This window comes from Roseobacter sp. HKCCA2468, from assembly GCF_037805105.1.
In the GTDB taxonomy this organism is placed as follows: domain Bacteria; phylum Pseudomonadota; class Alphaproteobacteria; order Rhodobacterales; family Rhodobacteraceae; genus M30B80.
Map to the genome: position 1 here is coordinate 92,468 of NZ_JBBLYN010000004.1, position 24,389 is coordinate 116,856.

Here is a 24,389-nt window from a genome sequence, read left to right on the forward strand (position 1 = left end):
TTCGCTAAAGGCTTAGACTGCGAACATCAGCAGAAGTGCAACGAGGAACGCGAAGATCCCCAAAGCTTCTGCGAACGCGATACCGATGAAGAGCGTTGCGGTCTGGCCTGCAGCTGCAGATGGGTTACGCAAAGCACCTGCGAGGAAGTTGCCTGCAACATGGCCCACACCGATCGCTGCTGCGCCAGAGCCGATAGCGGCAAGGCCTGCACCGATGAATTGACCGAGTTCTGCGATATTGCCTTCCATTTCCGTTTCTCCTTACGTTGGAATTGGCTGAATAGATGTCCTGAACCGTGATCCGCTTAGTGGTGCGGATGCAGCGCGTCTTTCAGATAGACGCAGGTTAGGATGGTGAACACATAGGCTTGGATCACGGATACGAGCACTTCGAGCCCGTAGATCGCGACAATGCCCAAGATTGGGGCGAAGGCTGCGGCGCCCATCGCGCCGGCGAAACCTGCAAACACTTTCAAAACTGCGTGGCCCGCCATCAAGTTGCCCGCAAGACGGATGGAGTGGCTGACGGGGCGCACGAAGTAAGAAATCAATTCGATGATGGCAAGGATCGGGCGCAACGCCAATGGCGCGGAACTGACCCAGAACAGGCTGAGGAAGCCTGCGCCGTTCTTGATGAAACCCACCAAGGTCACTGTCAGGAATACCGCCGCCGCCAAAATCGCGGTCACCGCGATATGCGATGTGGTGGTAAAGCTCATTGGGATCAGGCCCAAGAGGTTCGACAGCAAGATGAACATAAACAGGGCGAAAATATAGGGGAAGAAGGGCAGCGCATCTTTGCCTGCAACATCTTCGACCATCTTACGCACGAAGCCATAGATCAGCTCAGCAACCGACTGGCCGCGCGATGGAACCACGGCGCGACCGCGCGTGCCCATGACCATCAACGCCACAATCGCGATAACGCTGAGCGCCATCCAGAGCGTGGAATTGGTCGGCGTGTACCAGTTCAGCGTGTCACCAAACAACGGGGAGATGACGAATTGATCCATCGGGTGGATCGCCAAGCCGCCTTCGTAATCGTCAAGTAGACCCAAGACGAAAAGCACAGCCGCGATGGCCAAAAGGACAAATGCAATCGGCTTGCCCGAATTAGAGGGCTTGTTCTGATCAGAATTCGTTACATCCGAAGCCACGGTGTATCCCCTTATTTTGCGTGGCCCTCATCCGCGTTTTCGCGGGCTTGGGCTTGGTTCTGAAGCTCTTGCGCAGATCGGATCATCGTTTTGACCCCAGCCACAAAGCCCAGCAATGTAAAAACGACCATCAGCCAAGGGCGCGTGCCCAAGAGGCTATCCAAGCCCCAGCCTATGCCAACACCGATCAACAACCCGCTGACCAGTTCAATCACCATCCGCCACGCGTGCTGCGCTTGGGAATAATGCTCCCCCATCGGTGGTTTCTTGTCGGCTTCGCGCGACCGAATGTTTGCCAGTTTTTCTTCCAACGCCTTAAGGCGGTCGGGATTTGGCGATGGCTCGGTCATGTGCAAAGCACCTTCAGAAAACGCCCCTCGGGTGTCGCGCGGAACCTAAGAACAGGCCGCGCCAGAGTCAACGAAACTTTGCACCCGCAGAGAAACGCATAAGCTATTGAATATAAAGTAATAAAATTACCTGCGACAAGTTGGTCAAATCCACCCGTCAGAAGGTCTGCGGCAAATTTCGACAATTTCCCATATTCAACCAAATGGTTGACGATTGCCGCGGAAGGCAGGATAGGATGGCAATATGAGCGCCAGTTCCCTAGATCTGACCTTTGCTGCCTTGGCAGACCCAACCCGCCGCGCGATCTTGTCGATGCTGCTCGAAGATGACATGGCAGTGACCGATGTGGCGGAACCCTTTGAGATGTCTCTGGCAGCGATCTCAAAGCACCTCGCCATCCTTGCCCATGCGGGACTGATTGCCCAAGAAAAGCGGGGACGGGTCAAGTGGTGCAAACTCGAGCCTGACGCGCTGCGCGCCGCAAGTGTTTGGATGCAGGGGTTTGGTCAATTCGAACCCGTCCACCTAGACGAGTTCGAAGCCTTTCTCGCCCGCGAATTTGATGGGGTTGATACGCAGGGCGGTTAAACCGTCCCTACGATATTTTTGGCGTTATCTTTAAGATAGGCCAAGACACGCTGCACCTTCGGGCTGCGATGCAAATCGACATGGGTGACCAACCAGACAGAAGAATTCCATTCGTCCAGTGAGGGCATCACCTCAACCAAGTCTGCATTTTGCTCAAGGGCAAAGGCGGGTGCAAAGCCTATGCCGATCCCCGCATGAACGGCCTCAATCGCACTCGCGAAATCGGAGGCCCGAAACACGATTGCATCTTCAGGCACATGATCCTTGAGCCATCTTAAAAACGGCGCGCGGCTATCGGCTTGAGTGGTTGCCACAAAGCGATGCTGCGCCGCTGTTTCTAGGCTGAATGGCCCATGCTGTTCGAGATAGGACTTGGTTGCGCAAAGACGCGCCCTGAGCGTGAAAAAGGGCTGCACGACATTATCAGGCTCCGATGGGGCAGACCCTGCACGAATGGCAATATGCGCCTCGCCCAATTCCATCCGAAAGACGCGCTCATCCGTCACCAAACGAATGCGCAAATCTGGATGATCGTTTTGCAATTCCGCCAATGCGGGCATCAACAACTGCGCCACGAAGCCAAGCGCGGTCAGCACCAATTCCCCCGACAGCGTATCGCCCTGCCCTGCAATACGCGAGGCCAGTTGTGAAAACCGCGCTTCAGTTTCAGCGGCAGTCGCAAGCAAATCCTGCCCGGCCTCGGTGGGGGTGTAGCCGCGTGCATGACGATGAAACAACCGCACCCCAAGACGCCCTTCAAGCGCGTCTATATGCCGGATCACTGTAGCATGATGCACCGATAGATAATCTGCGGCCCCAGACACCGTGCCCAGTCGTGCCACATGATAGGCTGTGCGCACCTCATCCCATGCATCCATCATCGCACCCTTTACTTGCCGCGCAAACGATCACGGCTTTTCGACCAAAACACAGCCGCCCTGTCATAAAGCGGATCAAGAATGCGGGCTTCAAACCGCTCCCACAAGCGCCATAGGGCTAACAAGACAACCAAAAGAAGGACGAGAATCGTAATCGGCATCCATGGGATCAGCGTCACATCTGGCCCTGCCACCTGACGCAAGGCCACAGCATTGGGATAGGTCGTCAAAATGCGCGAACGCCATCCGTAATGGGTAACCGCTACCCAAATCGGGTCAGCCGCAGTCGAAATCAGGTTTGCCGCTTCGGCCTGCAGGTCTGAGCTGTCCAACTTGAAATAAGGAGGCCACCCAAAGCCCGTATCCTCATTGCGGAACACGTGAACCTCGCCCTGCGCATCGACCGTATTGATCAAACGCAAATCGCGCGATGCGAGTTGTGCGCTGCCTGTATCGCCGCGCGCGTAGAAGATGCGGTTGAGGCCTGAAAAATCTTGCCTGATGATTTCTGTTTGCGTGATCCGCAAAATATCACGCTGCGGCAGCGTATAGTGGAAGAACGCGACAAGGAGCGCGCCCAATATCAGTAATGCTATGATCCGTGGCCAACGCATGCGCCGCCTGCCCCTTTGTCGTTTATTTTCCCATTGCGCCCCCTAAGGCGCGAACGGATCGGTGAACCCAACATAAAGGAACAGCGCCGCAAGTGGCAAAGCATAAACCACCACCGCCAAACGCAACGCGATTTTACGCATAGACCCTGCCAGACGGCGATTGATCCAATCCTCACGATGCTCATTCGCGGCATCAGACGGATCCCGCTTTTGCCATTCCGCGATTAAGGCCTCACGCTTGCCTGCACGCAAATAAAAATAGAGCGATACAAAGACCACTGTCAAAAGCACCGCCATCAGCAAGGCTATGCGAATAATCACACCCTGTTCTCCCAGATCCGTGTCTCATCCTTGATATAGGCACGGCGCAAAAATTTGCACGGGCTTGCAATGCGTAAATTCCCACAGCAAGCTGAAAAAGACAAAAGGTAGGACAAAAATGGACAGCAAAGATCAGCTTGAAACTGCGATTGCCGCACGGCGGGACGACTTGATCGCACTGACCCAAGATTTGATCCGCATCCCCACCCTCAACCCGCCTGGTCAAAACTATCGCGAAATTTGCGACTATCTCAAACAGCGCTTGGAGGCAGCGGGGTTCACGGTTGACTTAATTCGCGCCACAGGGGCGCTTGCCGATAGCGATACATATCCACGATGGAACATCGTGGCGCGCTATGAGGGCGGCGCAGCGGGGGACACCGTTCATTTCAACAGCCATCACGATGTCGTGGAGGTTGGGCATGGATGGACGAAGCCGCCTTTTGGTGGGGTTCTCGAAGATGGCAGCATCTACGGGCGCGGCGCGTGCGATATGAAAGGTGGGCTTGCAGCCTCAATCATCGCAGCTGAGGCCTTTATTGCCACCTATCCAAGATTCGCAGGTGCGATTGAAATCTCGGCCACCGCAGATGAGGAGTCAGGTGGCTTTGGCGGCGTTGCCTATCTGGCCGAGCAGGGCAGATTTGACCCTGCCCGCGTTCAGCATGTTATTATCCCCGAACCTTTGCAAAAAGACCGCATCTGCCTTGGCCATCGTGGCGTTTGGTGGGCACAGGTCGAAACGAAGGGGCGCATCGCGCATGGCTCAATGCCATTCTTGGGCGACAGCGCCATCTCTCACATGGGCGCGGTTCTCGCAGAAATAGAAACGCATCTTTTGCCACTCCTCGCAGGGAAAACCACTGCCATGCCAGTCGTGCCGCCGCAGGCGCGCCAATCCACGCTGAATATCAATTCAATCCATGGGGGCGAGGCTGAACAGGCTGAGGATTACACTGGCCTGCCCGCACCATGTGTTGCAGATCGCTGCCGCATCGTGATTGATCGCCGCTTTTTGATTGAAGAGGACATCGCAGCGGTCAAAGCGGAATTGACCGATATGCTAGAGCAAATCAAAGCCAGCCGTCCCCGATTTGACTATGAGATTTCCGATCTGTTCGAGGTGCAACCGAGCATGACGGATGAAAGCAGCCCGCTTGTGCAATCGGTGGGCCAGGCCATCGAACGCGTGCTGGCCCAAAAAGCGGAATATGTGGTCAGCCCAGGCACCTATGACCAAAAACATATCGACCGCATTGGTCGGTTGAAAAACTGCATCGCCTACGGGCCAGGTATTTTGGAGCTTGCCCACCAACCCGATGAATGGATTGGGGTTGATGACATGGCAGACAGCGCGCTTGTTATGGCGCTGACCTTGGCAGAATTGCTGCCAACAGCTTAGGGCTGAAGAACAAAACCCATATGCTCAATCGCGCGTTGCGCGATCTTGTCACCCTTAAGGGCCGCATCGTTCAAAGCCTTCATCAGCCCCGAAAGTTTGCGGCTGCTGGCTTGCTCTTTTACGAAATTACTGACCTCTTCGGCAGACAGGGCGAGGATAGTCTGTGCTGTATCGCATACCATATGCGTATCTCCCGAGTTCGACCCCCGTCTCAGCGCGTCGCCGCAAAGCGTATCTCGCGCTATGGCCGAGGGGCTTATCAGAACCAGCAAGTGCCGATCCGACTCAGAGCGTTAACCTCTCGTTACGATTCGGGCGAGTCGGAAATGACAGTTCTGCGACAGTATGCGCAGCCTTCCGCCTATCGCAATTCCCCCCAAAAGGCACAGCAAGCGGGCCGCAATACAACCAGAACGCTTGCCAGACCAAGCCTTGCGGCACTACGATGGCCCTCTGAACTTTCGCGGGAGGGCCACATGGTTCGGTTTCTAACATCCGCCGCAACGGCGTTGATCATTTCCACCACATGCGCCTTTGCGCAAGGCAATAGCATCAAAATCGGCATGGTGCTTGAGCCGCCAAATCTCGACCCTACAGCAGGTGCAGCAGCGGCCATTGATGAGGTGGTCTATGCCAATGTTTTTGAAGGCCTGACGCGGTTCGGCCCTGATGGCTCTGTGCAACCTGCGCTTGCGCGGTCATGGGAAATTTCAGACGATGGTTTGACCTATCGCTTCACCCTCGCGCCAAATGTGCAGTTTCACGATGGCAGCGACATGAATGCGGATGATGTGGTCTTTAGCCTAGATCGGGCCCGCGCTGAGGGCACCACCAACGCACAGGCCGCCCTCTTTGCAGGTATCGCCTCTGTTGTCGCAGAAAGCCCTGACACCGTTGTGGTTACGCTAAACGCCCCTGATGGGGCCTTTTTGTTCAAGATGGCTTGGGGGGATGCGGTGATCGTGGCCCCCGAAAGCGCAGAAACAAATGCGACCAACCCCATTGGCACAGGCCCCTTCCGCTTTGTCGATTGGGTGCAAGGGGATCGCGTGGAACTGGCCCGCAATGCCGCGTATTGGGGCACGCCCATCGCGCTCGACAGCGCAACCTTCCGCTTCATCACGGATCCAAATGCCGCCTATGCCGCATTGATGGCAGGTGATGTCGATGCTTTCCCAAATTTCCCAGCGCCTGAAACTTTGGCCCAATTCGAGGCAGACCCACGCTTTAACGTGATTGTCGGCTCGACCGAAGGCGAGACAATTCTGGCGATGAACAACAAGCAAAGCCCGCTTGATGATATCCGCCTGAGAGAGGCGATTTCGCACGCGATCAATCGGCAGGACATTATTGACGGGGCTATGTTTGGCTATGGCACACCCATTGGCACACATTTCGCGCCGCATAATCCCGACTATGTCGATCTGACCGCGCAATCGAATTACGACCCAGAACGCGCACGCGCTTTGCTGCAAGAGGCAGGGCTAGACGGGGTGACATTGCGTCTGATGCTGCCCCCGCCAGCCTATGCGCGCCGTGGTGGAGAGATCATTGCGGCCCAACTGCGTGAGATTGGCATTGAGACAGAAATCACCAATCTAGAATGGGCGCAGTGGCTAGAGCAGGTGTTCCGTGGTCGCGATTTTGACCTCACCATCGTCAGCCATACCGAACCGATGGATATCGGCATCTATGCGCGAGAGGATTACTATTTCCAATATGCCCGTCCCGAGTTTGTTGCGCTGAACGAGGCGCTGACCTTGGAAAGCGATCCTGCTGCGCGTAGCGACTTGCTCGGACAAATGCAGCGCATGATCGCGGATGATTATGTGAACGGCTACCTGTTTCAGTTGGCCAAAACAGGGGTTGCGGATGCGCGTATCCGTGGTCTTTGGGAAAATTCGCCGACACAGGCCAATGATCTGACAGGCGTCTCTTGGGACTAGGGCGCGCGATGCCCCGTTAAAAAAGCCCCGCTTTGCATCTGCGAAGCGGGGCTTTTTTCATCTCTTGTCACGCGCGCCTCAAGCCTTGGCGGTGATCCAGTCAAAAAATCCTTCACCTGCGCGCGCGCGTAAATCCCGCGCCATATCCGCGCCAAGCTTGGCTGCCTCAGCAATGGGGGCGCTGCGATCCTCGCTTAAAACCTCGCTGCCATCGGGGCGCAATATCTCGCCGCGCAGACGCAACATAGAGCCATCAATCTCGGCCAGACCTGCAATCGGGGTTTCGCATGAGCCATCAAGCCCCGCCAAAAACGCGCGCTCAGCGGCAAGCCTGATGCCCGTGTCGCGATCATGAATAGCGGCCAACATCTCGGCCGTGCGGGGATCATTCGCGCGCCGCTCAATCCCGATGGCACCTTGTGCAACAGCGGGCAGCATATCTTCGGGTGAAATAGCAGAACGCGCGACATCGGCCATGCCCAATCGGTTAAGACCTGCCTGCGCCAAAAACGTGGCTCCTGCGACCCCGTCCTCCAGTTTTTTCATTCGCGTCTGCACATTGCCACGAAACTCGACCACCTCGAGATCAGGACGGCGCGCAGTCAATTGCGCACGCCTACGCAGCGAAGATGAGCCAACCTTCGTGCCAGCAGGTAAGGCATCGAGACTGTCAAATTCAAGTGACACAAATGCATCGCGCACATCCTCGCGCGGGAGGTAGCAATCAAGCAGCAAACCTTCAGGCTGCAACACGGGCATATCCTTCATGGAATGCACCGCAATATCAATCGCCCCAGATAGCAGGTCTTCTTCTATCTCGCGAGTGAACAGACCCTTGCCGCCAATTTCCTTGAGGGGACGGTCTAAAACCTTGTCACCTGTGGTTTTTATGACCACAATTTCAAACGCCTCATGCGGCAGCTCAAAGGCCGCCGCAAGCCGCGCGCGCGTCTCATAGGCTTGCGCCAAAGCAAGGGGAGAACCACGCGTGCCAATGCGCAGCGGAGAGGCGGGAGTTGGTCGTTCGTTTTTCATGGGTTCTTTCTAACTCTGTCAACTTGACATGACAACCATAGACAGCATGGCTTGGGCAGGTTAGGACAGGATTGAGCCTACATCCAAAGAAATTTGGCACAAGAAAATCGGATCGACCATGACAAAAACACTTCTGCGCGCGTTGAGCGGTGAAACCCTCCCCACCCCACCCGTCTGGCTGATGCGCCAAGCGGGGCGCTACTTGCCCGAATATCGCGCGACACGCGCGCAGGCTGGGGATTTTCTTTCGCTGTGCTACACACCCGATTTGGCGGCAGAAGTCACCTTGCAACCAATCCGCCGCTACGGGTTCGATGCTGCAATTCTTTTCGCAGATATTCTCTTGATCCCCGATGCGCTTGGCGCGGATTTGTGGTTTGTCACGGGTGAAGGCCCACGCCTCTCTACAATCACTGGGCCAGACGGCTTAAAACCTTTAAAAGGCAAGGACGACATCCACGACCATCTCGCGCCTGTTTATGAAACCGTTAAAATCTTGTCGCAAGAATTGCCCAGCGAGACCACACTCATTGGCTTTGCAGGCGCGCCATGGACAGTGGCCACATATATGATCGCAGGGCGCGGCACACCCGACCAAGCGCCCGCACATAAACTGCGCCAAGAAGATCCCGCAACTTTTGACGCGCTCATCAATCTGCTGACTGATGCGACCATCGAATATCTCTCAAAGCAGGTCGAAGCAGGCGCAGAGGTCGTAAAAATCTTTGACAGTTGGGCAGGCTCGCTGAAAGGCGAGACTTTTGACCGATATGCGCTAGAGCCCGCGAAAAAGATAACCCAAAAGATGAAGCAGCGTTTTCCAGGCTTGCCCGTCATCGCGTTCCCGCGTGAGGCGGGCGACAAATATATTGGCTTCGCAAAGGCTGTTGGTGCGGATTGTTTGGCCCTCGACACGAGTGTTGATGCGACATGGGCAGCCCAGCATTTACAAAAGGATGGCTGCGTGCAGGGCAATCTTGACCCCAAGCTGATGATCACGGGCGGTGATGCCTTGCGCCAAGAGGCGCGGCGCATTGTGGACGCGTTGAAAAACGGGCCTCATATTTTCAACCTCGGCCATGGCATTACACCTGAAGCTGATCCTGAAAATGTGCACGTTCTGCTTGAGGAAATTCGCCGCGCGTAAGTCGCGCGGCGCTTGCCCATGCCGCGTTTGCGCGGTAACGCTCGGGGCATGGCGCACCCACGGATTGATCAAATCGACATCCTCGCCCCCAATTTCAAGCAACGCTTGTCTGGGGTGACAGCGACCATTGTGCGCCTCGTGCCGCATCAAGCTGAAAAGGTGGCGATAGCCGCCGTGGGGCGCGGCTTGCCCGCAAGCTTGCCACAAATCCCGCTCAATGATCTGCTTACAATGCCGAAAAACGGGCCACATGGCCCGCGCGTCTGGCACGCAAGGCGCAATAATGAAATGTTGGCGGGGATCGTGCTGAAGCATGTTTTTGGAAAGCGGCTAAAACTGCTGTTCACCTCCGCATCACAACGCAACCACACACGCTACACGAAATGGCTGATTGGCCACATGGATCATGTGATCGCTACGTCTCAGAAAACGGTGGCTTTCTTAGATCGACCCGCAACTGTGATTTTACACGGAATTGATGTTCACGCGTTCAGCCCTGCGCCCGATCACGGCGCGCTGAAAGCCAAGCTTGGCTTTGGCAAAGGGCCATTGATCGGATGTTATGGCCGTATTCGCCCCTCAAAAGGGACAGATCGGTTTGTGGATGCAATGATCAACCTTCTGCCCCAACATGAGGGGGCAGAGGCGGTTATTTTGGGCCGCGCAACCGACCAGCATAAAGACTATCTGAAAGCGCTAAAGGCAAAGATCGCCGCAGCGGGTCTTACAGGGCGGGTTCATTTCCCAACCGAAGTTCCAACCCACGAGATTATTCCCTATTATCAGGCGCTGGATCTGTTTGTGGCCCCGCAGCGATACGAAGGGTTTGGCTTAACCCCGCTCGAGGCAATGGCCTGTGGTGTTCCAGTTGTCGCCACCCGCGCAGGCGCATTCGAAGAACTGATCCGCGATGGGGAAACCGGATATTTGGTCGGGATTGAAGATCAAGCAGCGCTAGAGACGCAGATCAACCACTTTTTGCAGGATGCACCGTTGCGCAGCAAAATGGGCGCGGCTGCCCGCGCCCATATGGTTGATCACTTTTCGCTAGAACGCGAAGCAGATGCGATCATCTCAGTCTATCAGCGCCTCTTGAACGAGACTTAAACCCATTTCGCCAAAGGCGGCAGGCTCATCAAAACAGCATTTGCATCATGGCCTGTCTCAAGGCCAAATTTTGTGCCGCGATCATAAACGAGATTATATTCGGCATAGAGACCGCGATGGATCAACTGAACGTCACGATCCGCCTCGTCAAATGCCATCTCGCGCCGCTTTTCGACCACGCCTAAAAATGCAGGCAGAAAGGCACGACCGACATCTTGGGTAAAGGCGAAATCCGCCTCCCAATCGCCCGTGTTCAGATCATCGTAGAAAATCCCGCCAACCCCACGCGCACGACCACGATGCGGCACATAGAAATACTCATCTGCCCATGCTTTGAAACGGGGATAGATGTCGTCACCATGCTTGTCACAATGCGCCTTGAGAACAGCGTGAAAATCCGCGGTGTCTTCCTCATATTCGATGCAAGGGTTGAGGTCGGAACCACCCCCGAACCACCACCCGTGCGGCGTCCAGAACATGCGTGTATTCATGTGCACCGCAGGGACATGCGGGTTGTTCATATGCGCAACCAAGCTGATACCCGAAGCCCAAAAACGCGGGTCATCCCGCAGGCCTTCCATATCTTTGCGCGCAGACATTGCCGCTACGGCGCGCGCGCCCAATGTGCCATGCACAGTGGACACATTGACACCGACCTTCTCAAAGACCCTGCCCCCGCGCATCACGCTCATGAGGCCGCCCCCTGCATCGCTGCCATCCTCAGAATGACGTTTGGTCTGCGACACATCAAATCGTCCCGCGGCATCGGCGCTCTGGTGGCGGTCTTCCAAATCTTCAAACGCAGCCACGATATCATCGCGCAATTGCCTAAACCACGCGGCAGCGCGGGCTTTGCGCTCATCAAAGGGATCGGTCATGCAAATCGTCCTACAGTTGTATTGCGCATACCTAACACCACCTTTGACATAAGGTCACGCGCTGAAAGCAAAAATCCGAATGAAATATGAAAAATACGCTTGCAGATGCAAGCATGGGGCCGGCACCACGCCACAAATTTCTTGTGATCAAGAAAGCTGAAACCTTCCAATAGTTTATCATGGATTTTTTCAAACTTCTGCCGTATTGTCGGAGGATAACAACCGCGTCAGACGGTTAATTGAGGCAGAGTGAGCAGGTCTCGTGGCATATAATCGGTTTTTTTCCGCCCTCTTGGGGCTTTTAATTGTTGTCTTTTTCGCTGCGACACCCGTAAAGGCCGCGCCTTATGCGGCTATGGTGATTGACGCACGAACGGGCGAGGTTTTGCATTCGCGCAATGCGGATACACGGCTGCACCCCGCCTCTCTGACCAAGATGATGACGCTTTACATCGCCTTTGAGGCGGTGCGGCTTGGCGAAATTACCATGGACACCTTGGTTACGGTTTCACAAAACGCGGCCGCAGAACCCCCCTCGAAACTCGGTTTGCGCGCGGGCCAGCAAATTCGTCTACGCTATTTGGTGCGCGCGGCGGCGGTGCGCTCGGCGAATGACGCGGCAACGGCCATTGGCGAAGCGATTGAGGGATCAGAGGCGGCTTTTGCACGGCGCATGAACCGCACGGCAGAAGCCCTAGGGATGACACGCACGACATTTCGCAATGCGAACGGCCTGACTGCCGAGGGGCATTTGTCGACCGCCAATGACATGACAATGCTTGGGCGGCGCATGGTTTATGACTACCCAGAATATTATAACCTGTTCTCGCGCCTTTCGACTGATGCAGGTGTCGCGACTGTGCGCAATACGAACCGCGCCTTTTTGTCGGCCTACCGTGGCGCCGATGGGATCAAGACAGGCTATACGCGCGCCGCAGGGTTTAACCTCGTGGCCTCCGCCCAACGCGGCGATGTGCGCATCATTGCCACTGTCTTTGGCGGCCAATCTACGGCATGGCGCAACCAACGCGTCTCGGAGTTATTGGATATGGGCTTTGCCCGCGCGCCTGCCCATGCCGAATTAAGATTGGCAGGCTTCCCCGTCTATTCAGGTGGCTCAGGCGGCGGCGGGAGCGGGCCTGCCAGCGATTACGAGCGCGGGCCAGTCGCGCGCACGATCCGCCCCTCAGGGGTTGTTGCGCGCAGCCTAGTGCCGCAACCGCGCCCGCTTCCAATTACACCGCCAAGTGAAACCTTACTCGCCGCGATTGATGTGGCAGTTGAGGAGGCGCTCACAGCCGCAGCGCCCAGTGCCGAAGGGGCGGCCTCTGTCATCAGCGAGGCAGACACCCAACCCGTGATCGTGGATGACGCACCAAGCCCTGCTCTTGCAAGTTTAGATGAGGACGCGCTTGCGCCAGAAGAGGCGCCTTTGCCAAGCCAACGCCCAATCGAATTGGCGGCGGCACTTTCTGAGAACGCATTGCCTTCTGCGCCTGAAATCGTGACCCGTGCTACGTCTACCGGCGAGCGGCTTTATGCGATATCCTTGGGGCGTTACCCCACCCAGAACACCGCCGAGCGTTTGCTGCTGCAAACGGCTTTGTCGGAATCTTCGCTGCAACAGGCCCTGCGCCATGTGACCCAACGCCAAGGTGGCTTTGAGGCGCAATTCGCGGGCATGACAGAAGATGAGGCCACTCGCGCCTGCGCACGGCTTGTGGCGCGCGACACCGCCTGCATGGTGGTCGGGCCGTAAAACTTAACTTTTGGGCTTGTCGTCAAAATCACTGCGCAAAATGCGCGCAGCGTCCCCGTCTGGGTCATCATATTGCCCGCCTTTCAGCGACCAAAAGAAAGCAGCCAAGCCAACAGCCCCAAGAAACAGGGACGCGGGGATGAGAAGTGCGAGAATATCCATAAACCACCCTACCCCCTAAGCCGCAACGCGTTCAAGGACACTGTGATGGAGGAGGCCGACATGGCCAAGGCCGCCACCAAGGGGGTCGCAAAACCCGCCACTGCAATCGGCACGGCAATCACGTTATAGGCCGTAGCCAATGTGAAATTTTCTTTGATCCGCGCTCGCGCGCGTTTCGCAGTCTCCATTGCATCGGGCAACGGCGCCAAATCGCGCCCAAGCAGCACCATATCCGAGGCCGCACGGGCCGCGTCCAAGGCGGTTGCAGGAGAGATCGACACATGGGCCGAGGCCAGAGCAACTGTGTCATTTAATCCATCCCCCACCATCAACACCTTATGGCCCTGATCCGCGAGGTCTTTCAGCATTGCAGCTTTTTCTTCGGGTTTGGCATTGGCGCGGTAGTCTTCAATGCCAAGTCGCGCAGCGAAGCTTGCAACCGCCCCTTCTTGATCGCCAGACAGCATCAAAATCCGAACGCCCTTGGCCTTAAGCGCGGCGATTGTAGCCTCTGCCCCATCGCGAATGTGATCGCGAAACCGCAGGGCAACGGGTGGCGTATCGCCAATCGCCAGATAGGTCGCCGTTTCGTCCAATGCCTCTGCGCCGACCCATTCGGCACGGCCCAATCGGATCATTTGACCCTGATAGCGCCCTTCGACCCCCAACCCTAACTTTTCGCGTAAATCGTCAAGCGGGGCGGGATTCACCTTCAAATCGGCCAAGGCCTCCGCCAATGCGCGTGACAGCGGGTGATCTGACCCTGCGACCATTCCCGCAAGGATGGCTTTTTGCGCGGCGCTTAAGTCATCAAGCCCCATGGCCTCGGGCGCGCCCATGGTAAGCGTGCCTGTTTTGTCAAAGACCACGCAATCCACTTCGGCCAGACGCTCAAGCGCGGTTGCATGTTTGATCAGCAGGCCCTTCCGAAACAAACGACCCGAAGCCGCGGTTGTCACAGCAGGCACCGCCAGACCAAGCGCGCACGGGCAGGTGATGATCAAAACCGCTGCGGCAATATTGAGTGAGACGCGAATGTCTTGCGTATAGAGCCACCACCCGACAGCCGCTAAAGCGGACAAGATATGCACAAATGGCGCGTAAAGTTTGGCGGCCTGATCGGCAAGCGAGGTGTAATTGCTGCGCCCCGCTTCTGCCATTGCAACCAGATCAGCGATACGCGCAAGCGAACTGTCCCGACCTGCCGCTGTCACCCGAAGGTCTAGCGGGCCCGTCAGATTGATCTCGCCCGCGCTGACCTGCCCACCCACACCAATGGCTGCAGGCAGGCTTTCCCCCGTCATGAGCGCGCGATCAAGTTCGGATGTGCCGCGGGTCACCACGCCATCCGCAGGGATCCGCCCCCCCGGACGCACGCGGATCACATCACCGATGGCCAGATCAGCAGCGGCGACAACCTCTTCGCCTGTCGCCGTCACGCGCAAGGCGCGCGGCACTTCAAGGGCGGACAGCTCTTGTGCCGCAGATCGCGCAGATGCGCGGGTTTTGAAATCCAAATACCGCCCGCCTAAGAGGAAAAAGCACAAAGACACCGCCGCATCAAAATACGCATGCGCCCCAGAATGCATTGTCTCATACAGCGAGGTTACAAGCGCCAATAGAATGGCGAGGGTGATTGGCACATCCATATTCAGCCGGCCCACCCGCAACGCAGACCATGCCGAAACATAAAACGGACGACCCGCAAAAATCACCGCAGGAATGGCAATGGCGGCTGATATCCAATGCATCATGTCACGGGTCACGCCCTCAGCCCCCGACCAAACCGCAACCGAAAGCAGCATCACATTCATCATGGCGAAGAAGGCCACACCCAGCCGCATCAGCAAATCGCGACCCTGCCTTTGTGCGGCCGTGCTGCTCAGGCGACCTGCATCAAGCTCGTGCGCCTCGTAACCAACAGCCGCCAGACGCGCGATCAAATCATCGACCGATACTGTGCCATCAGTTTTCACAGCCGCGCGGCGCAGGGTGAGGTTCACCCGTGCATCCGTCACGCCGTGCATCTTGCTCAACGCCCGCTCAACTGCCGAAATACAGGCCGCGCAATGGATTGTGGGCACGGACAACATGATTTCCGCATCTTTTGGCAATTCTGCCAAATGCTCGGCCAAAGGGGCCACGCTGCAGGCGGGACAGGCGGCAGGTCTTGGCCGTTCTTCGTAATGGAAATCAGTGCTGGCCATGATGTGTTTAGTTCACCCAAAAGGTCAGGTTATGGCGGTAATCCGTGCCGTCATCCGCGCGCCCTGTCAGGCGCAAACGCCACCGCCCTTGATCCAAATCTGCGGGTGCCTGCCATGCGCCATCAATGAGCTGCAGGGCCAAAAGCTGATCTTGGGTTTGGTTCGTGGGGCGGGTCAAAAGCGCCTCCATCTGCGCGGGCATTACGGGCGCGCCTGACGCATCGGTCAAATGCAAGATCACAGTCGCCCCTGCCCCACTCCCCCGCGTTTCAACCGCCGCTTGCCAGTGCAAAGCCTCTTGGGCATCGCGGCGTATGTTGAAATCCTGACTGTCGGCGTAGGAGGAGCTGACCTCCAGCCCAGGAAAAGTGGACAGGGCTTGAAACGCCATAAAGATATTCACGGCAAACATGACCCCGAAAAATCCCACAAAAATCATCAACACCTTGCCCCCTGTCAGGCGGCCTTTACTGGGGTTATTACTTGTCGGAATGCTCATTCCATATCTCTCCCTGCAAAGCTGCTGTCTTGCGAACTGCGCTCATTGGTGGCGAGGTTTTCAATCCAAAACCGAATATCCGTGCGCTCGGTTTGCGCAGCTTGGCTGTTGGGGGCTGCGTAAACATAGACGCGCTGCAAATGGGTTTCATCGGCGGGCACAGTGACAGTGGTGTTATCTTCACCTTCAAGGCTGATCTCCAAGCCCGCCTCTGAGACTACGCTCACAGCGAACACGGCATCCTCATGGGTCATGTTGCGCAGTCGGATATCATAGGTGTTGCGGATCGTTCCGTCAGACAGCGTGACATAAAGCGGGTTGCGCACGGGCGCGACCGTCATGTCGATCTCGCCCCGCATAAACAGGGCCACAGTCAAACCGATACCGATGCCCGACCACAGGATCGTGTAAATAATCGTGCGCGGACGAAAGATGTGTTTCCACACAGAAACTTTTTTATTTCCAGCGCGCTCGTTCTCTTCATCGGTCAAGGCCATATAGTCAATCAAACCGCGCTCTTTGCCGACCTTGGCCATCATATCATCGCAGGCATCAATGCACAGCGCGCAGGTGATGCATTCCAACTGCTGACCATCGCGGATATCGATCCCGACAGGGCAGACATTCACGCAGGCATTACAGTCGATGCAATCGCCCAACTGATCTGCGCCTTCTGCCTTGCGATGCTTACCACGCGGCTCGCCGCGCCAATCGCGATAAGCGACCGTGATTGTATGCTCGTCCATCATCGCGGCCTGAATACGGGGCCACGGGCACATGTAGATACAGACCTGCTCACGCATGAAACCGCCAAACACAAAGGTTGTCGCGGTCAAAACGGCGATGGTTGTATAGGCAACGATATGGGCCTGCCCTGTCAGCAAATCGCCAAGCAGGGTCGGTGCATCGGTGAAATAGAACACCCAAGCCCCCCCCGTTGCGACCGCAATCGCCAACCAAACCGCCCATTTAAACAACCTGAGCCGGATTTTGTACGCATCCCATTTGGCATTCCACAAACGCACGCGTGCGTTGCGATCGCCCTCAATCCACCGCTCAACAGTGAAGAACAAATCCGTCCAGACCGTTTGCGGGCAGGAATAGCCGCACCAAACCCGACCAAGGGCGGAGGTAAAGAGGAACAACCCCAATCCCGCCATGATCAAAAGGCCCGCCACGAAATAAAATTCATGGGGCCAAATCTCGATCCAGAAGAAGAAAAATCGGCGGTTGGCCAAGTCGACCAAAACCGCCTGATCGGGCAGGGAGGGGCCACGATCAAAGCGTATCCATGGCGTGACATAATAAATCGCCAAGGTGATAGCCATAATCACCCATTTCAAATTGCGGAAATTGCCTTTCACACGGCGGGGAAAGACAGGCTCACGCGCAGCATATAGCTTTGGCGGCTCTGAAGAGGTGGTCATAGCTGACGCATCCTTGGATGATTCGATAATAGGTCTGGTCATTGTTCGCGCAACCAAACTACGGCCAAAACGGCGGTGCTTCTTTGACTTGAATCAAACAATGGGCCAAAGGGTCGGCGGCTGTCATCTGCCACATAAATCGGGCTGCGATCCTTGACTTGGTCGCGTTTCGCGCTTTCTTGTTTTCATGAAAAAACCTCTCTCCACATTGCGCAGAGAGAGGTTTGAGGAGGAAGACGTCGGCCTCGTAGGAAACGCGCGAACAGGACCGAGGCCGACGCCGCACCACATTTCGCAAGGGAAACGTGGATCTTTGTGCCCGAGGGCGGCGGTTATTCACCGCCCCCAAGCGAATGGACATAAAGCGCAACCGAACGGATCTCGGCTTCGGACAGGCGCTCATTCCAGTTTGGCATCACACCAAATCGGGCATAGCGCACAGTCTCCTCGATCTTCTCAGCAGAGCCACCATAGAGCCAGATTGCATCGGTCAAATTGGGGGCGCCCATGAAACGATCCCCAAGGCCTTGATCCCCGTGGCACGCAGCGCAGTTATTGAGGAACACCTCCTGTCCTGCGGCAGCAAGCCCCGCATCATGCTCTTGATTCGAGATTGCCAGAACATGATTGACGACCTGACCGATTTCTTCATCGCTGAGCATGCCTTCAAAAGCAGTCATCGCTGAATAGCGCGCATCTGGGTCTGTCTCGTTGCGGATGCCGTGGGTGACAGTGTAGTGGATATCGTCAATACTTCCGCCCCATAGCCAATCATCATCCAACAGGTTCGGGTATCCTGCGGCCTGAACGCCAGCTGCGCCCGATCCGTGACATTGCGCGCACCATGTGCGGAAGGTCGCCGCGCCACCTTGGATCGCGTAATTATAAAGATCAGGTGTGGCCTGCGGGGTGATGGCCGCAAGATCGACTGTCTCAAGCTCTTGACGCAGACCTGCATTCATCGCGTCAAATTCCGCAATGTCATCGACCACATTGGCGCGGGTCGAGAACCCAAGCAAACCTGGCGTTGCCTCTTTCAACAGCGGCCATGCGGGATAGGCCACAGTATAGGCCAAGCCCCAAACGATACAGGCGTAGAATGTCCACAACCACCAACGTGGCAGGGGGTTGTTGAACTCCTTGATCCCATCCCAAGAATGGCCCGTTGTTTCAGGGTCACCCGCTTGCAAGGTTGGGTCAACGTGATGTGCGTTTTTATGGTCGGTCATTGCCGTGCCTCCTTGGTCGCAGGGCTGCGTGCGGCGGGCTTGTCATCATGGCGAAAGGGGATATTTGCCGTGTCTTCGTGCAGTTTGCGGCTTCCTGGACGGAAGGTGAAAAACACCACCGCCACGAAAGAGACAAACATAAACACAGCACCCCAAGAGCCTGCAAAAACCCGCATCAGGGTGTAGCTGTCATCAAGCATCAAATCAGCCCTCCATTAGCGGCTTTCGTCAGGCGTGAAGGTCGAGAAATCGACCAATGTGCCCAACATTTGCAGATATGCGACCAAAGCATCCATTTCGGTCACGGCGGGATTGCCATCAAAGTCACGCTGCTGCGCGCCCGGATAGCGGGCGACAACACCCGCATCGCCATAGGTCGTAGCCTGTTCGATGAAATCGAGCTGGGCCATTTCCAATTGCTCATCCGTGTAAGGCACGCCGACCAAGCGGTGGGTTTCCATCAGATCAACAACATGCTCAGGCGAGATGACACGATCAGATAGGAACCCATAAGCGGGCATGACGGATTCAGGCACAACCGATTGCGGATCGGTCAAGTGATCCACATGCCAAGCATCCGAATAACGGCCGCCCACACGGGCCAAATCTGGCCCCGTGCGCTTAGAGCCCCACTGGAACGGATGGTCATACATGGATTCAGCCGCAAGGCTGTAGTGACCATAACGCTCCACCTCATCGCGCATTGGACGGATCATCTGGCTGTGACAGACATAGCAGCCTTCACGCACATAGATTTCGCGACCTGTCAATTCGAGCGGTGAGTAGGGACGCATCCCATCCACTTCTTCGATTGTGTTCTCAAGATAGAACAAGGGGGCGATTTCCACGATACCGCCGATGGTGACGACCAGAAAGCTGAGCGTCAGCAGAAGCGTGGCATTGGTTTCAATTTTCTTGTGACCTTCAAGAGCCATTTCTCACGCCCTCCTTATTCTGCTGGTGCCATGGCAGGGGCTTGCTGCGTAGCAGCGCCTTTGCGCACGGTCATCCAGAGGTTGTAGGCCATGATGACCGCCCCAGTGAGATACATGACCCCACCCAAGCCGCGCACCACATACATTGGGAATTTGGCCGAAACCGTGTCTGCGAAAGAGTTCACAAGGAAACCTTGCGCATCAACTTCACGCCACATCAGACCTTCCATGATCCCCGTGACCCACATCGAAGATGCGTAGAGAACGATCCCAATGGTCGCCAACCAATAGTGCCACGACACGGCCCGCAGGGAATACAGTGCCTGACGGTTCCACAGTTTGGGCACGAGATAGTAGAGCATCCCGAAGGTGATCATCCCGTTCCACCCCAAGGCACCAGAATGCACGTGACCAATCGTCCAGTCCGTGTAATGCGACAGCGAGTTCACCGCGCGGATCGACATCATTGGGCCTTCGAATGTGGACATTCCGTAGAAGGCAACCGAGGTGACCATCATCCGCAACACAGGGTCTGTGCGCAGCTTGTCCCAAGCACCCGACAAGGTCATAAGGCCATTGATCATACCACCCCAAGACGGCATCCAAAGAATGATTGAGAACACCATGCCAAGGGTAGACGCCCAGTCAGGCAGCGCGGTGTAATGCAAATGGTGAGGGCCTGCCCAGATATAAAGGAAGATCAGCGCCCAGAAGTGGATGATCGACAATTTATACGAGTAGACAGGACGCTCGGCCTGTTTTGGAATGAAATAATACATCATCCCCAAGAAGCCCGCCGTTAGGAAGAAGCCCACAGCATTGTGGCCATACCACCATTGCGTCATTGCGTTTTGCACGCCAGAGAACACCTGAACCGAGCGCGACCCAAAGATCGACACTGGGATCGCAAGGTTATTGACCACATGCAACATGGCCACGGTCACGATAAAGGACAGCAAGAACCAGTTGGCCACATAAATATGCGGCTCACGGCGGCGGATCAGCGTGCCAACATACACGGCCAAGAACGCCACCCAAACGATGGTCAACCATAGGTCAACATACCATTCAGGTTCCGCATATTCTTGGCTTTGGGTTGCGCCAAGCAGATAGCCTGTCGCCGCCAGAACGATGAACAGCTGATAGCCCCAGAACACGAACCAAGCCAGACCGCCGCCCCAAAGCCGTGCGGCCGTGGTGCGTTGAACAATGTAAAATGACGCGGCCAAAAGCGCGTTACCCCCAAAGGCGAAGATCACCGCCGATGTATGCAAGGGGCGCAAGCGGCCAAAGTTACCAAAGGGCTGAGCCCAATCGAAATTCAACTGCGGAAAGGCAAGTTGAAACGCGATATATGTGCCAGCGAGAAAACCAACCACGCCCCAGAATACTGTGGCGATGGTGGCGGCGCGCACTGGCCCGTCATTATATTCGTCCAAGGCTGGAGCAAGCTGTGGCTCGCCAGTGCGGCGCAATTGCCACAAAAACACCCCCGATGCGACCAGCATGACCAAAACGGCATGCACCATATAGGCTTCATCGCGGGCATATTGCGCAGCAATCGCGGCCAAAACCGCAACCAGACCAAGGATCAATAGCTTTGCATAATCAAGCATAGATCGTCCCTTCGTATCGCTCTTGAGGTGAATCAATCACCCGTAAAGCTGTTTCCTATTGCTCCTCAAATCGCCCATGCGGGGCGATCCCTCCTTGATCCATGTCAAGAGTTTCCGCGCTTTCTTTTGACTCAAGTCAAAGGCTGATGCGCTCTGCGCGGCCTAAGCTCGGCCCGTAACGATTCATCCCAAAAGGAGACGCGCCATGTCCGTCCAAACCTGTTTTCCCACAGTGATGACCGTTCTTGATCAGCCTGAAACTGTGGACAGCACCCTTGCCCCGATCTTACCTTTCGCCCGCGCCACTGGCGCGCATTTGCGCGCCCTCAGCCTTGGGGTGGACGCAACTCAGGCAGGGTATTTTGTGGCGGGGGCCACCGCGGCGATCATGAGCGATGAAACCCTGCAACTCGCACGCGAAGACGCGCTCGAAATCAAATCGCGGGCCGAGGCCCTACTTGAAAAGGCTGATATCTCTTTTGAGGTTGAGGCAACCATCACCCAATCCGCGGGACTAGGCAGCGTTATTTCCGCGAATGCCCATTTTGCAGATTTGGTGATCCTTCCCCTCCCTTACGGGCCGAATATGGGCAGTGAAGCCCCGATGATTGCCGAAGCGGCCCTGTTTGATGGGGCGGCACCCGTTTTGGTTGTGCCAAATGGGGTGGATATTCCAAACCCTGCCCGCCGTATTGTCATTGCGTGGAACAACAGCGCCGAGGCGCTATCGGCGGTGCGCCATGCTTTGGGGCTGTTAAAGGCAGCGGATGAGGTGGATATCCTCGTCATTGATCCCGAGCGGGGTCACATGAGCCCCGCTGAACCTGGCGCAGATTTGGCAACATGGCTGAGCCGCCACGGGGTGCATGCCAATATCAGCCTTGTGCCGCGCCGATTGGGCCGCGTGAGCGATGAAATCGCACGGCATCTGACAGACACGAACGCCGATCTCCTTGTGATGGGGGCCTACAGCCATTCACGCCTGCGCGAGGCGATTTGGGGCGGGGCCACCCGTGACCTTTTGGCCGAAGCCAAGCTGCCCATTCTCATGGCGCATTGAAATCAGGGGTATAGCGCGGCTAAGGCCGCGCTTGCCCTTTGACCCAAAACCTCTGTGGATAGGCCTGCAAGACTGCGGGCATAATTCCCCCCATTGAGCGCCATTAGGGCGGCTTGACCCGTAAGGGGAAGCAAATTTACAAAAGCGGCAAAGGCACCATCACGGGCATCAGCGGCCAAAATGACCTCTGCCCCCTGATCCCAAAAGGCGTGATCATAGTGCAAAACGACCTTTTCCAAACTGCCCATCCGCAAACGTGACAGGGACGCTTGAACCTCTGGCGGCAAGCTCGGCGCGAACTGCACCGCACCTGATTGCAACACCCCCAAAGGCAATGTGACAATCGCAGCCTGCGCCGTCAGCGTCCCTGAGTTTGATCCAGCTGCCGTGACGATCTCTACGCCGCCCGTGCCATATCTGATTTGCACAATGGGGCTTGCGAGATGCAACCGCACCCCATCCGTCTCAAAGCCTGCCAAGATCTGATCATAGCCGCCTGAAATCATCACATCAGGCCCGCCGAATTCTTCCCCCTCATCCAGCGCAAGATCGGAGAGGTTGTCATATTCATCGGCGTAATCAAGATTAACGATGCTGTGCCAGAGCAGCCATTCTGGCATATCCACAATGCGGCCTTCCCTGTTGCGGGTCACAACCCCTTCCCAATCACTGCGCAATAGGGTCAGGCCAAGCGCGTGCGCAATCTCCGTCACTGGATTGGCATGGCTGCCGTGTATCCATGACGCCCCAAGATCGGCACCAAAGCCAAGACTGCGATCCGTTATCACCCGTCCGCCAATGCGCGCGCGCGCCTCGAAGAGATCAACCGCAATGCCATCGCGCAACAGAAGTTCAGCCGCCGCCAATCCCGCAACGCCTGCACCGATGATGGCAACATGATCCACGCCCAAATCGCGGATTTGATCCGCAGCCCGCCTGCCTGATAAAATCGCCCCATGCACTGTTGAGGGGTAATCAGGTTCGGTCGCCTCACCCGCGAACACCAACCGCTCAGCGACAGGTTGCGCCAACTGCGCGCGATCTGCCCGAGTGCCATGCAAACCTAAATGCGAATAAGACCCCCGCGCAAAAGGATCAGACCACCACGCAGTGCGCAGCACGGCACGCGGGGTAGCGGCATAAGATTTTCCAAAAAATAATGCGGGCGCAGCCAATGCTGACACAGCCCCAACAACAAGCTGCCGCCTGCGTCTTTGCATTGCGATCCCCCCAATCTTGCGCGGCTGGCCTGCGCGCGCGTGGGATAAATTAAATCGCGCAACGCCCTAGGATGGCAAGCCCCCATCATCATCATCGCCCGTCTCATCCAACAAGGCTTCGAAATCTGGGATGATGATGCGCCGCTTGCCGTCCAATTCGATGACGCCGTCCTTGCGCAAGGCAGTCATTTGGCGGCTGACTGTCTCGATGGTTAAGCCCATATAATCCGCCATCGCCTCGCGCGTGAGCGGCAAATCAAAGCTCAAAGGCCCGCCCAGAGAGGGCACATTTTTAAGACTAGCATCACGCCGCGCAATGATTGTCAGGAAAGAGGCAATTTTCTCGCGCGCGGTCTTGCGGCCCAAGAGCAGCATCCACTCCCGCGCGGCATCCAACTCATCCAATGTCATTTCCAACAAGCGTTGGCTGACATGAGGTGTGGTGGCAATCAATTGTTGAAACGGATTACGGCGGAAACAGCATAGCACAATATCGGTTGCCGCATGCACATCGTAAGACACTGTGTCACGATTCGGACGACCCAAGAAATCTGAAGGCAACAAAAGACCGACCATTTGGCGGCGGCCGTCCTCCATGGTTTGGGTCATTGACGCAACACCCGAGACAACCGATGCCACAAATTCCATCGGATCGCCTGCCCAAACAATCGGCTGCCCTGCCGTAAAGCCTTTATAATACTTGATTTCTTCCAAAAGCGTTAGTTCATCAGGCTCGCATCGCGCACAAACCGCTTTGTGGCGAATAGGACAATCAGCGCAGTCCTGTTTTGGGAGGGTCAGCGGTCTGTTTGGCATGGATGCCATCCGTCAGTTTAGCTCAAGTCAGTTTG

The 24,389-nt window shown here is 56.3% G+C and carries 26 protein-coding genes; 7 read left to right on the forward strand and 19 right to left on the reverse strand.

Annotated elements, in window-relative coordinates; translation table 11 throughout:
• Positions 1-12: 12 nt before the first annotated feature.
• The 3 genes from AAC620_RS10345 to AAC620_RS10355 form a co-directional block, all read right to left on the reverse strand.
• A complete protein-coding gene (locus AAC620_RS10345) occupies positions 13-249 on the reverse strand; it encodes a F0F1 ATP synthase subunit C (RefSeq protein WP_050928673.1) in 237 nt (78 codons plus the stop codon).
• Positions 250-305: 56 nt separating this feature from the next.
• Complete coding sequence (locus AAC620_RS10350; protein WP_411567109.1) at positions 306-1,085, reverse strand: F0F1 ATP synthase subunit A; 780 nt, start codon at positions 1,083-1,085, stop codon at positions 306-308.
• Between the two features lie 83 nt (positions 1,086-1,168).
• A complete protein-coding gene (locus AAC620_RS10355) occupies positions 1,169-1,507 on the reverse strand; it encodes an AtpZ/AtpI family protein (RefSeq protein WP_340244786.1) in 339 nt (112 codons plus the stop codon).
• A gap of 244 nt (positions 1,508-1,751) precedes the next feature.
• Here AAC620_RS10355 and AAC620_RS10360 point away from each other — a divergent pair, with 244 nt between their 5' ends.
• On the forward strand, positions 1,752-2,096 hold the full coding sequence (locus AAC620_RS10360; protein WP_340244787.1) for an ArsR/SmtB family transcription factor: 345 nt from the start codon (positions 1,752-1,754) through the stop codon (positions 2,094-2,096).
• Here AAC620_RS10360 and AAC620_RS10365 read toward each other — a convergent pair.
• The 3 genes from AAC620_RS10365 to AAC620_RS10375 are packed head-to-tail and all read right to left on the reverse strand — an operon-like array spanning position 2,093 to position 3,909.
• Positions 2,093-2,977 carry a LysR family transcriptional regulator gene (locus AAC620_RS10365; RefSeq protein ID WP_340244788.1) on the reverse strand — a complete coding sequence of 295 codons (885 nt, stop codon included), beginning with the start codon at positions 2,975-2,977 and terminating at the stop codon, positions 2,093-2,095. The genes AAC620_RS10360 and AAC620_RS10365 overlap by 4 nt on opposite strands.
• An 8-nt stretch (positions 2,978-2,985) precedes the next feature.
• Positions 2,986-3,588 carry a DUF1523 family protein gene (locus AAC620_RS10370; protein ID WP_340244790.1) on the reverse strand — a complete coding sequence of 201 codons (603 nt, stop codon included), beginning with the start codon at positions 3,586-3,588 and terminating at the stop codon, positions 2,986-2,988.
• A 42-nt stretch (positions 3,589-3,630) separates the two neighbouring features.
• The gene (locus AAC620_RS10375; protein ID WP_340244793.1) at positions 3,631-3,909 is read right to left on the reverse strand and encodes a hypothetical protein; all 279 of its coding nucleotides are present in this window, start codon (positions 3,907-3,909) and stop codon (positions 3,631-3,633) included.
• 118 nt (positions 3,910-4,027) lie between these two features.
• Here AAC620_RS10375 and AAC620_RS10380 point away from each other — a divergent pair, with 118 nt between their 5' ends.
• Entirely contained in the window at positions 4,028-5,311 is a 1,284-nt protein-coding gene (locus AAC620_RS10380) for an acetylornithine deacetylase/succinyl-diaminopimelate desuccinylase family protein (protein ID WP_340244795.1), read from the forward strand.
• Here the strand turns inward: AAC620_RS10380 and AAC620_RS10385 are convergent.
• Positions 5,308-5,493 (reverse strand): hypothetical protein, encoded by a 186-nt coding sequence (locus tag AAC620_RS10385; RefSeq protein WP_317656503.1) that lies wholly within the window; start codon positions 5,491-5,493, stop codon positions 5,308-5,310. The genes AAC620_RS10380 and AAC620_RS10385 overlap by 4 nt on opposite strands.
• Before the next feature lie 294 nt (positions 5,494-5,787).
• Between AAC620_RS10385 and AAC620_RS10390 the strand changes: the two genes are divergently transcribed.
• Positions 5,788-7,257 (forward strand): ABC transporter substrate-binding protein, encoded by a 1,470-nt coding sequence (locus AAC620_RS10390; RefSeq protein WP_317656505.1) that lies wholly within the window; start codon positions 5,788-5,790, stop codon positions 7,255-7,257.
• A gap of 78 nt (positions 7,258-7,335) precedes the next feature.
• Here the strand turns inward: AAC620_RS10390 and hemC are convergent, their stop codons facing one another.
• Positions 7,336-8,292 carry a hydroxymethylbilane synthase gene (hemC, locus tag AAC620_RS10395; protein ID WP_340244798.1) on the reverse strand — a complete coding sequence of 319 codons (957 nt, stop codon included), beginning with the start codon at positions 8,290-8,292 and terminating at the stop codon, positions 7,336-7,338.
• A 118-nt stretch (positions 8,293-8,410) separates the two neighbouring features.
• Between hemC and hemE the strand changes: the two genes are divergently transcribed.
• Both hemE and AAC620_RS10405 read left to right on the forward strand, forming a co-directional pair.
• Positions 8,411-9,439 carry a uroporphyrinogen decarboxylase gene (gene hemE, locus AAC620_RS10400; protein WP_340244800.1) on the forward strand — a complete coding sequence of 343 codons (1,029 nt, stop codon included), beginning with the start codon at positions 8,411-8,413 and terminating at the stop codon, positions 9,437-9,439.
• A gap of 48 nt (positions 9,440-9,487) precedes the next feature.
• Positions 9,488-10,546: a glycosyltransferase family 4 protein gene (locus AAC620_RS10405; RefSeq protein WP_340244802.1), complete on the forward strand. Its 1,059-nt coding sequence runs from the start codon at positions 9,488-9,490 to the stop codon at positions 10,544-10,546.
• Here AAC620_RS10405 and hemF read toward each other — a convergent pair.
• On the reverse strand, positions 10,543-11,424 hold the full coding sequence (gene hemF, locus AAC620_RS10410) for an oxygen-dependent coproporphyrinogen oxidase (protein ID WP_340244804.1): 882 nt from the start codon (positions 11,422-11,424) through the stop codon (positions 10,543-10,545). The genes AAC620_RS10405 and hemF overlap by 4 nt on opposite strands.
• A gap of 262 nt (positions 11,425-11,686) precedes the next feature.
• Here hemF and AAC620_RS10415 point away from each other — a divergent pair, with 262 nt between their 5' ends.
• Complete coding sequence (locus AAC620_RS10415) at positions 11,687-13,183, forward strand: D-alanyl-D-alanine carboxypeptidase family protein (protein WP_340244806.1); 1,497 nt, start codon at positions 11,687-11,689, stop codon at positions 13,181-13,183.
• A gap of 3 nt (positions 13,184-13,186) precedes the next feature.
• On the opposite strand, the gene ccoS is transcribed toward AAC620_RS10415, so the two are convergent.
• From ccoS to ccoN, 8 genes are all read right to left on the reverse strand, one after another.
• Positions 13,187-13,345 (reverse strand): cbb3-type cytochrome oxidase assembly protein CcoS, encoded by a 159-nt coding sequence (gene ccoS / locus AAC620_RS10420; protein WP_340244808.1) that lies wholly within the window; start codon positions 13,343-13,345, stop codon positions 13,187-13,189.
• A gap of 8 nt (positions 13,346-13,353) precedes the next feature.
• A complete protein-coding gene (locus AAC620_RS10425; protein WP_340244809.1) occupies positions 13,354-15,552 on the reverse strand; it encodes a heavy metal translocating P-type ATPase in 2,199 nt (732 codons plus the stop codon).
• A 7-nt stretch (positions 15,553-15,559) separates the two neighbouring features.
• A complete protein-coding gene (locus tag AAC620_RS10430) occupies positions 15,560-16,051 on the reverse strand; it encodes a FixH family protein (RefSeq protein ID WP_340244810.1) in 492 nt (163 codons plus the stop codon).
• Positions 16,048-17,478 carry a cytochrome c oxidase accessory protein CcoG gene (gene ccoG, locus AAC620_RS10435; RefSeq protein ID WP_340244812.1) on the reverse strand — a complete coding sequence of 477 codons (1,431 nt, stop codon included), beginning with the start codon at positions 17,476-17,478 and terminating at the stop codon, positions 16,048-16,050. The genes AAC620_RS10430 and ccoG overlap by 4 nt, the downstream gene beginning before the upstream one ends.
• Before the next feature lie 332 nt (positions 17,479-17,810).
• Positions 17,811-18,707 carry a cytochrome-c oxidase, cbb3-type subunit III gene (gene ccoP, locus AAC620_RS10440; protein WP_340244815.1) on the reverse strand — a complete coding sequence of 299 codons (897 nt, stop codon included), beginning with the start codon at positions 18,705-18,707 and terminating at the stop codon, positions 17,811-17,813.
• Entirely contained in the window at positions 18,704-18,907 is a 204-nt protein-coding gene (locus tag AAC620_RS10445; protein WP_317656522.1) for a cbb3-type cytochrome c oxidase subunit 3, read from the reverse strand. Before AAC620_RS10445 ends, ccoP begins: the two co-directional genes overlap by 4 nt.
• 15 nt (positions 18,908-18,922) lie before the next feature.
• On the reverse strand, positions 18,923-19,642 hold the full coding sequence (ccoO, locus tag AAC620_RS10450; protein WP_340244818.1) for a cytochrome-c oxidase, cbb3-type subunit II: 720 nt from the start codon (positions 19,640-19,642) through the stop codon (positions 18,923-18,925).
• 14 nt (positions 19,643-19,656) lie between these two features.
• The gene (gene ccoN, locus AAC620_RS10455; protein WP_340244819.1) at positions 19,657-21,258 is read right to left on the reverse strand and encodes a cytochrome-c oxidase, cbb3-type subunit I; all 1,602 of its coding nucleotides are present in this window, start codon (positions 21,256-21,258) and stop codon (positions 19,657-19,659) included.
• A gap of 205 nt (positions 21,259-21,463) precedes the next feature.
• Here ccoN and AAC620_RS10460 point away from each other — a divergent pair, with 205 nt between their 5' ends.
• The gene (locus tag AAC620_RS10460) at positions 21,464-22,318 is read left to right on the forward strand and encodes a universal stress protein (RefSeq protein WP_340244821.1); all 855 of its coding nucleotides are present in this window, start codon (positions 21,464-21,466) and stop codon (positions 22,316-22,318) included.
• Positions 22,319-22,320: 2 nt separating this feature from the next.
• Here AAC620_RS10460 and AAC620_RS10465 read toward each other — a convergent pair whose 3' ends face one another.
• On the reverse strand, positions 22,321-23,538 hold the full coding sequence (locus tag AAC620_RS10465) for a flavin monoamine oxidase family protein (RefSeq protein ID WP_340244823.1): 1,218 nt from the start codon (positions 23,536-23,538) through the stop codon (positions 22,321-22,323).
• A 66-nt stretch (positions 23,539-23,604) separates the two neighbouring features.
• The gene (fnrL, locus tag AAC620_RS10470; protein ID WP_317656527.1) at positions 23,605-24,354 is read right to left on the reverse strand and encodes a transcriptional regulator FnrL; all 750 of its coding nucleotides are present in this window, start codon (positions 24,352-24,354) and stop codon (positions 23,605-23,607) included.
• Between the last annotated feature and the right edge of the window lie 35 nt (positions 24,355-24,389).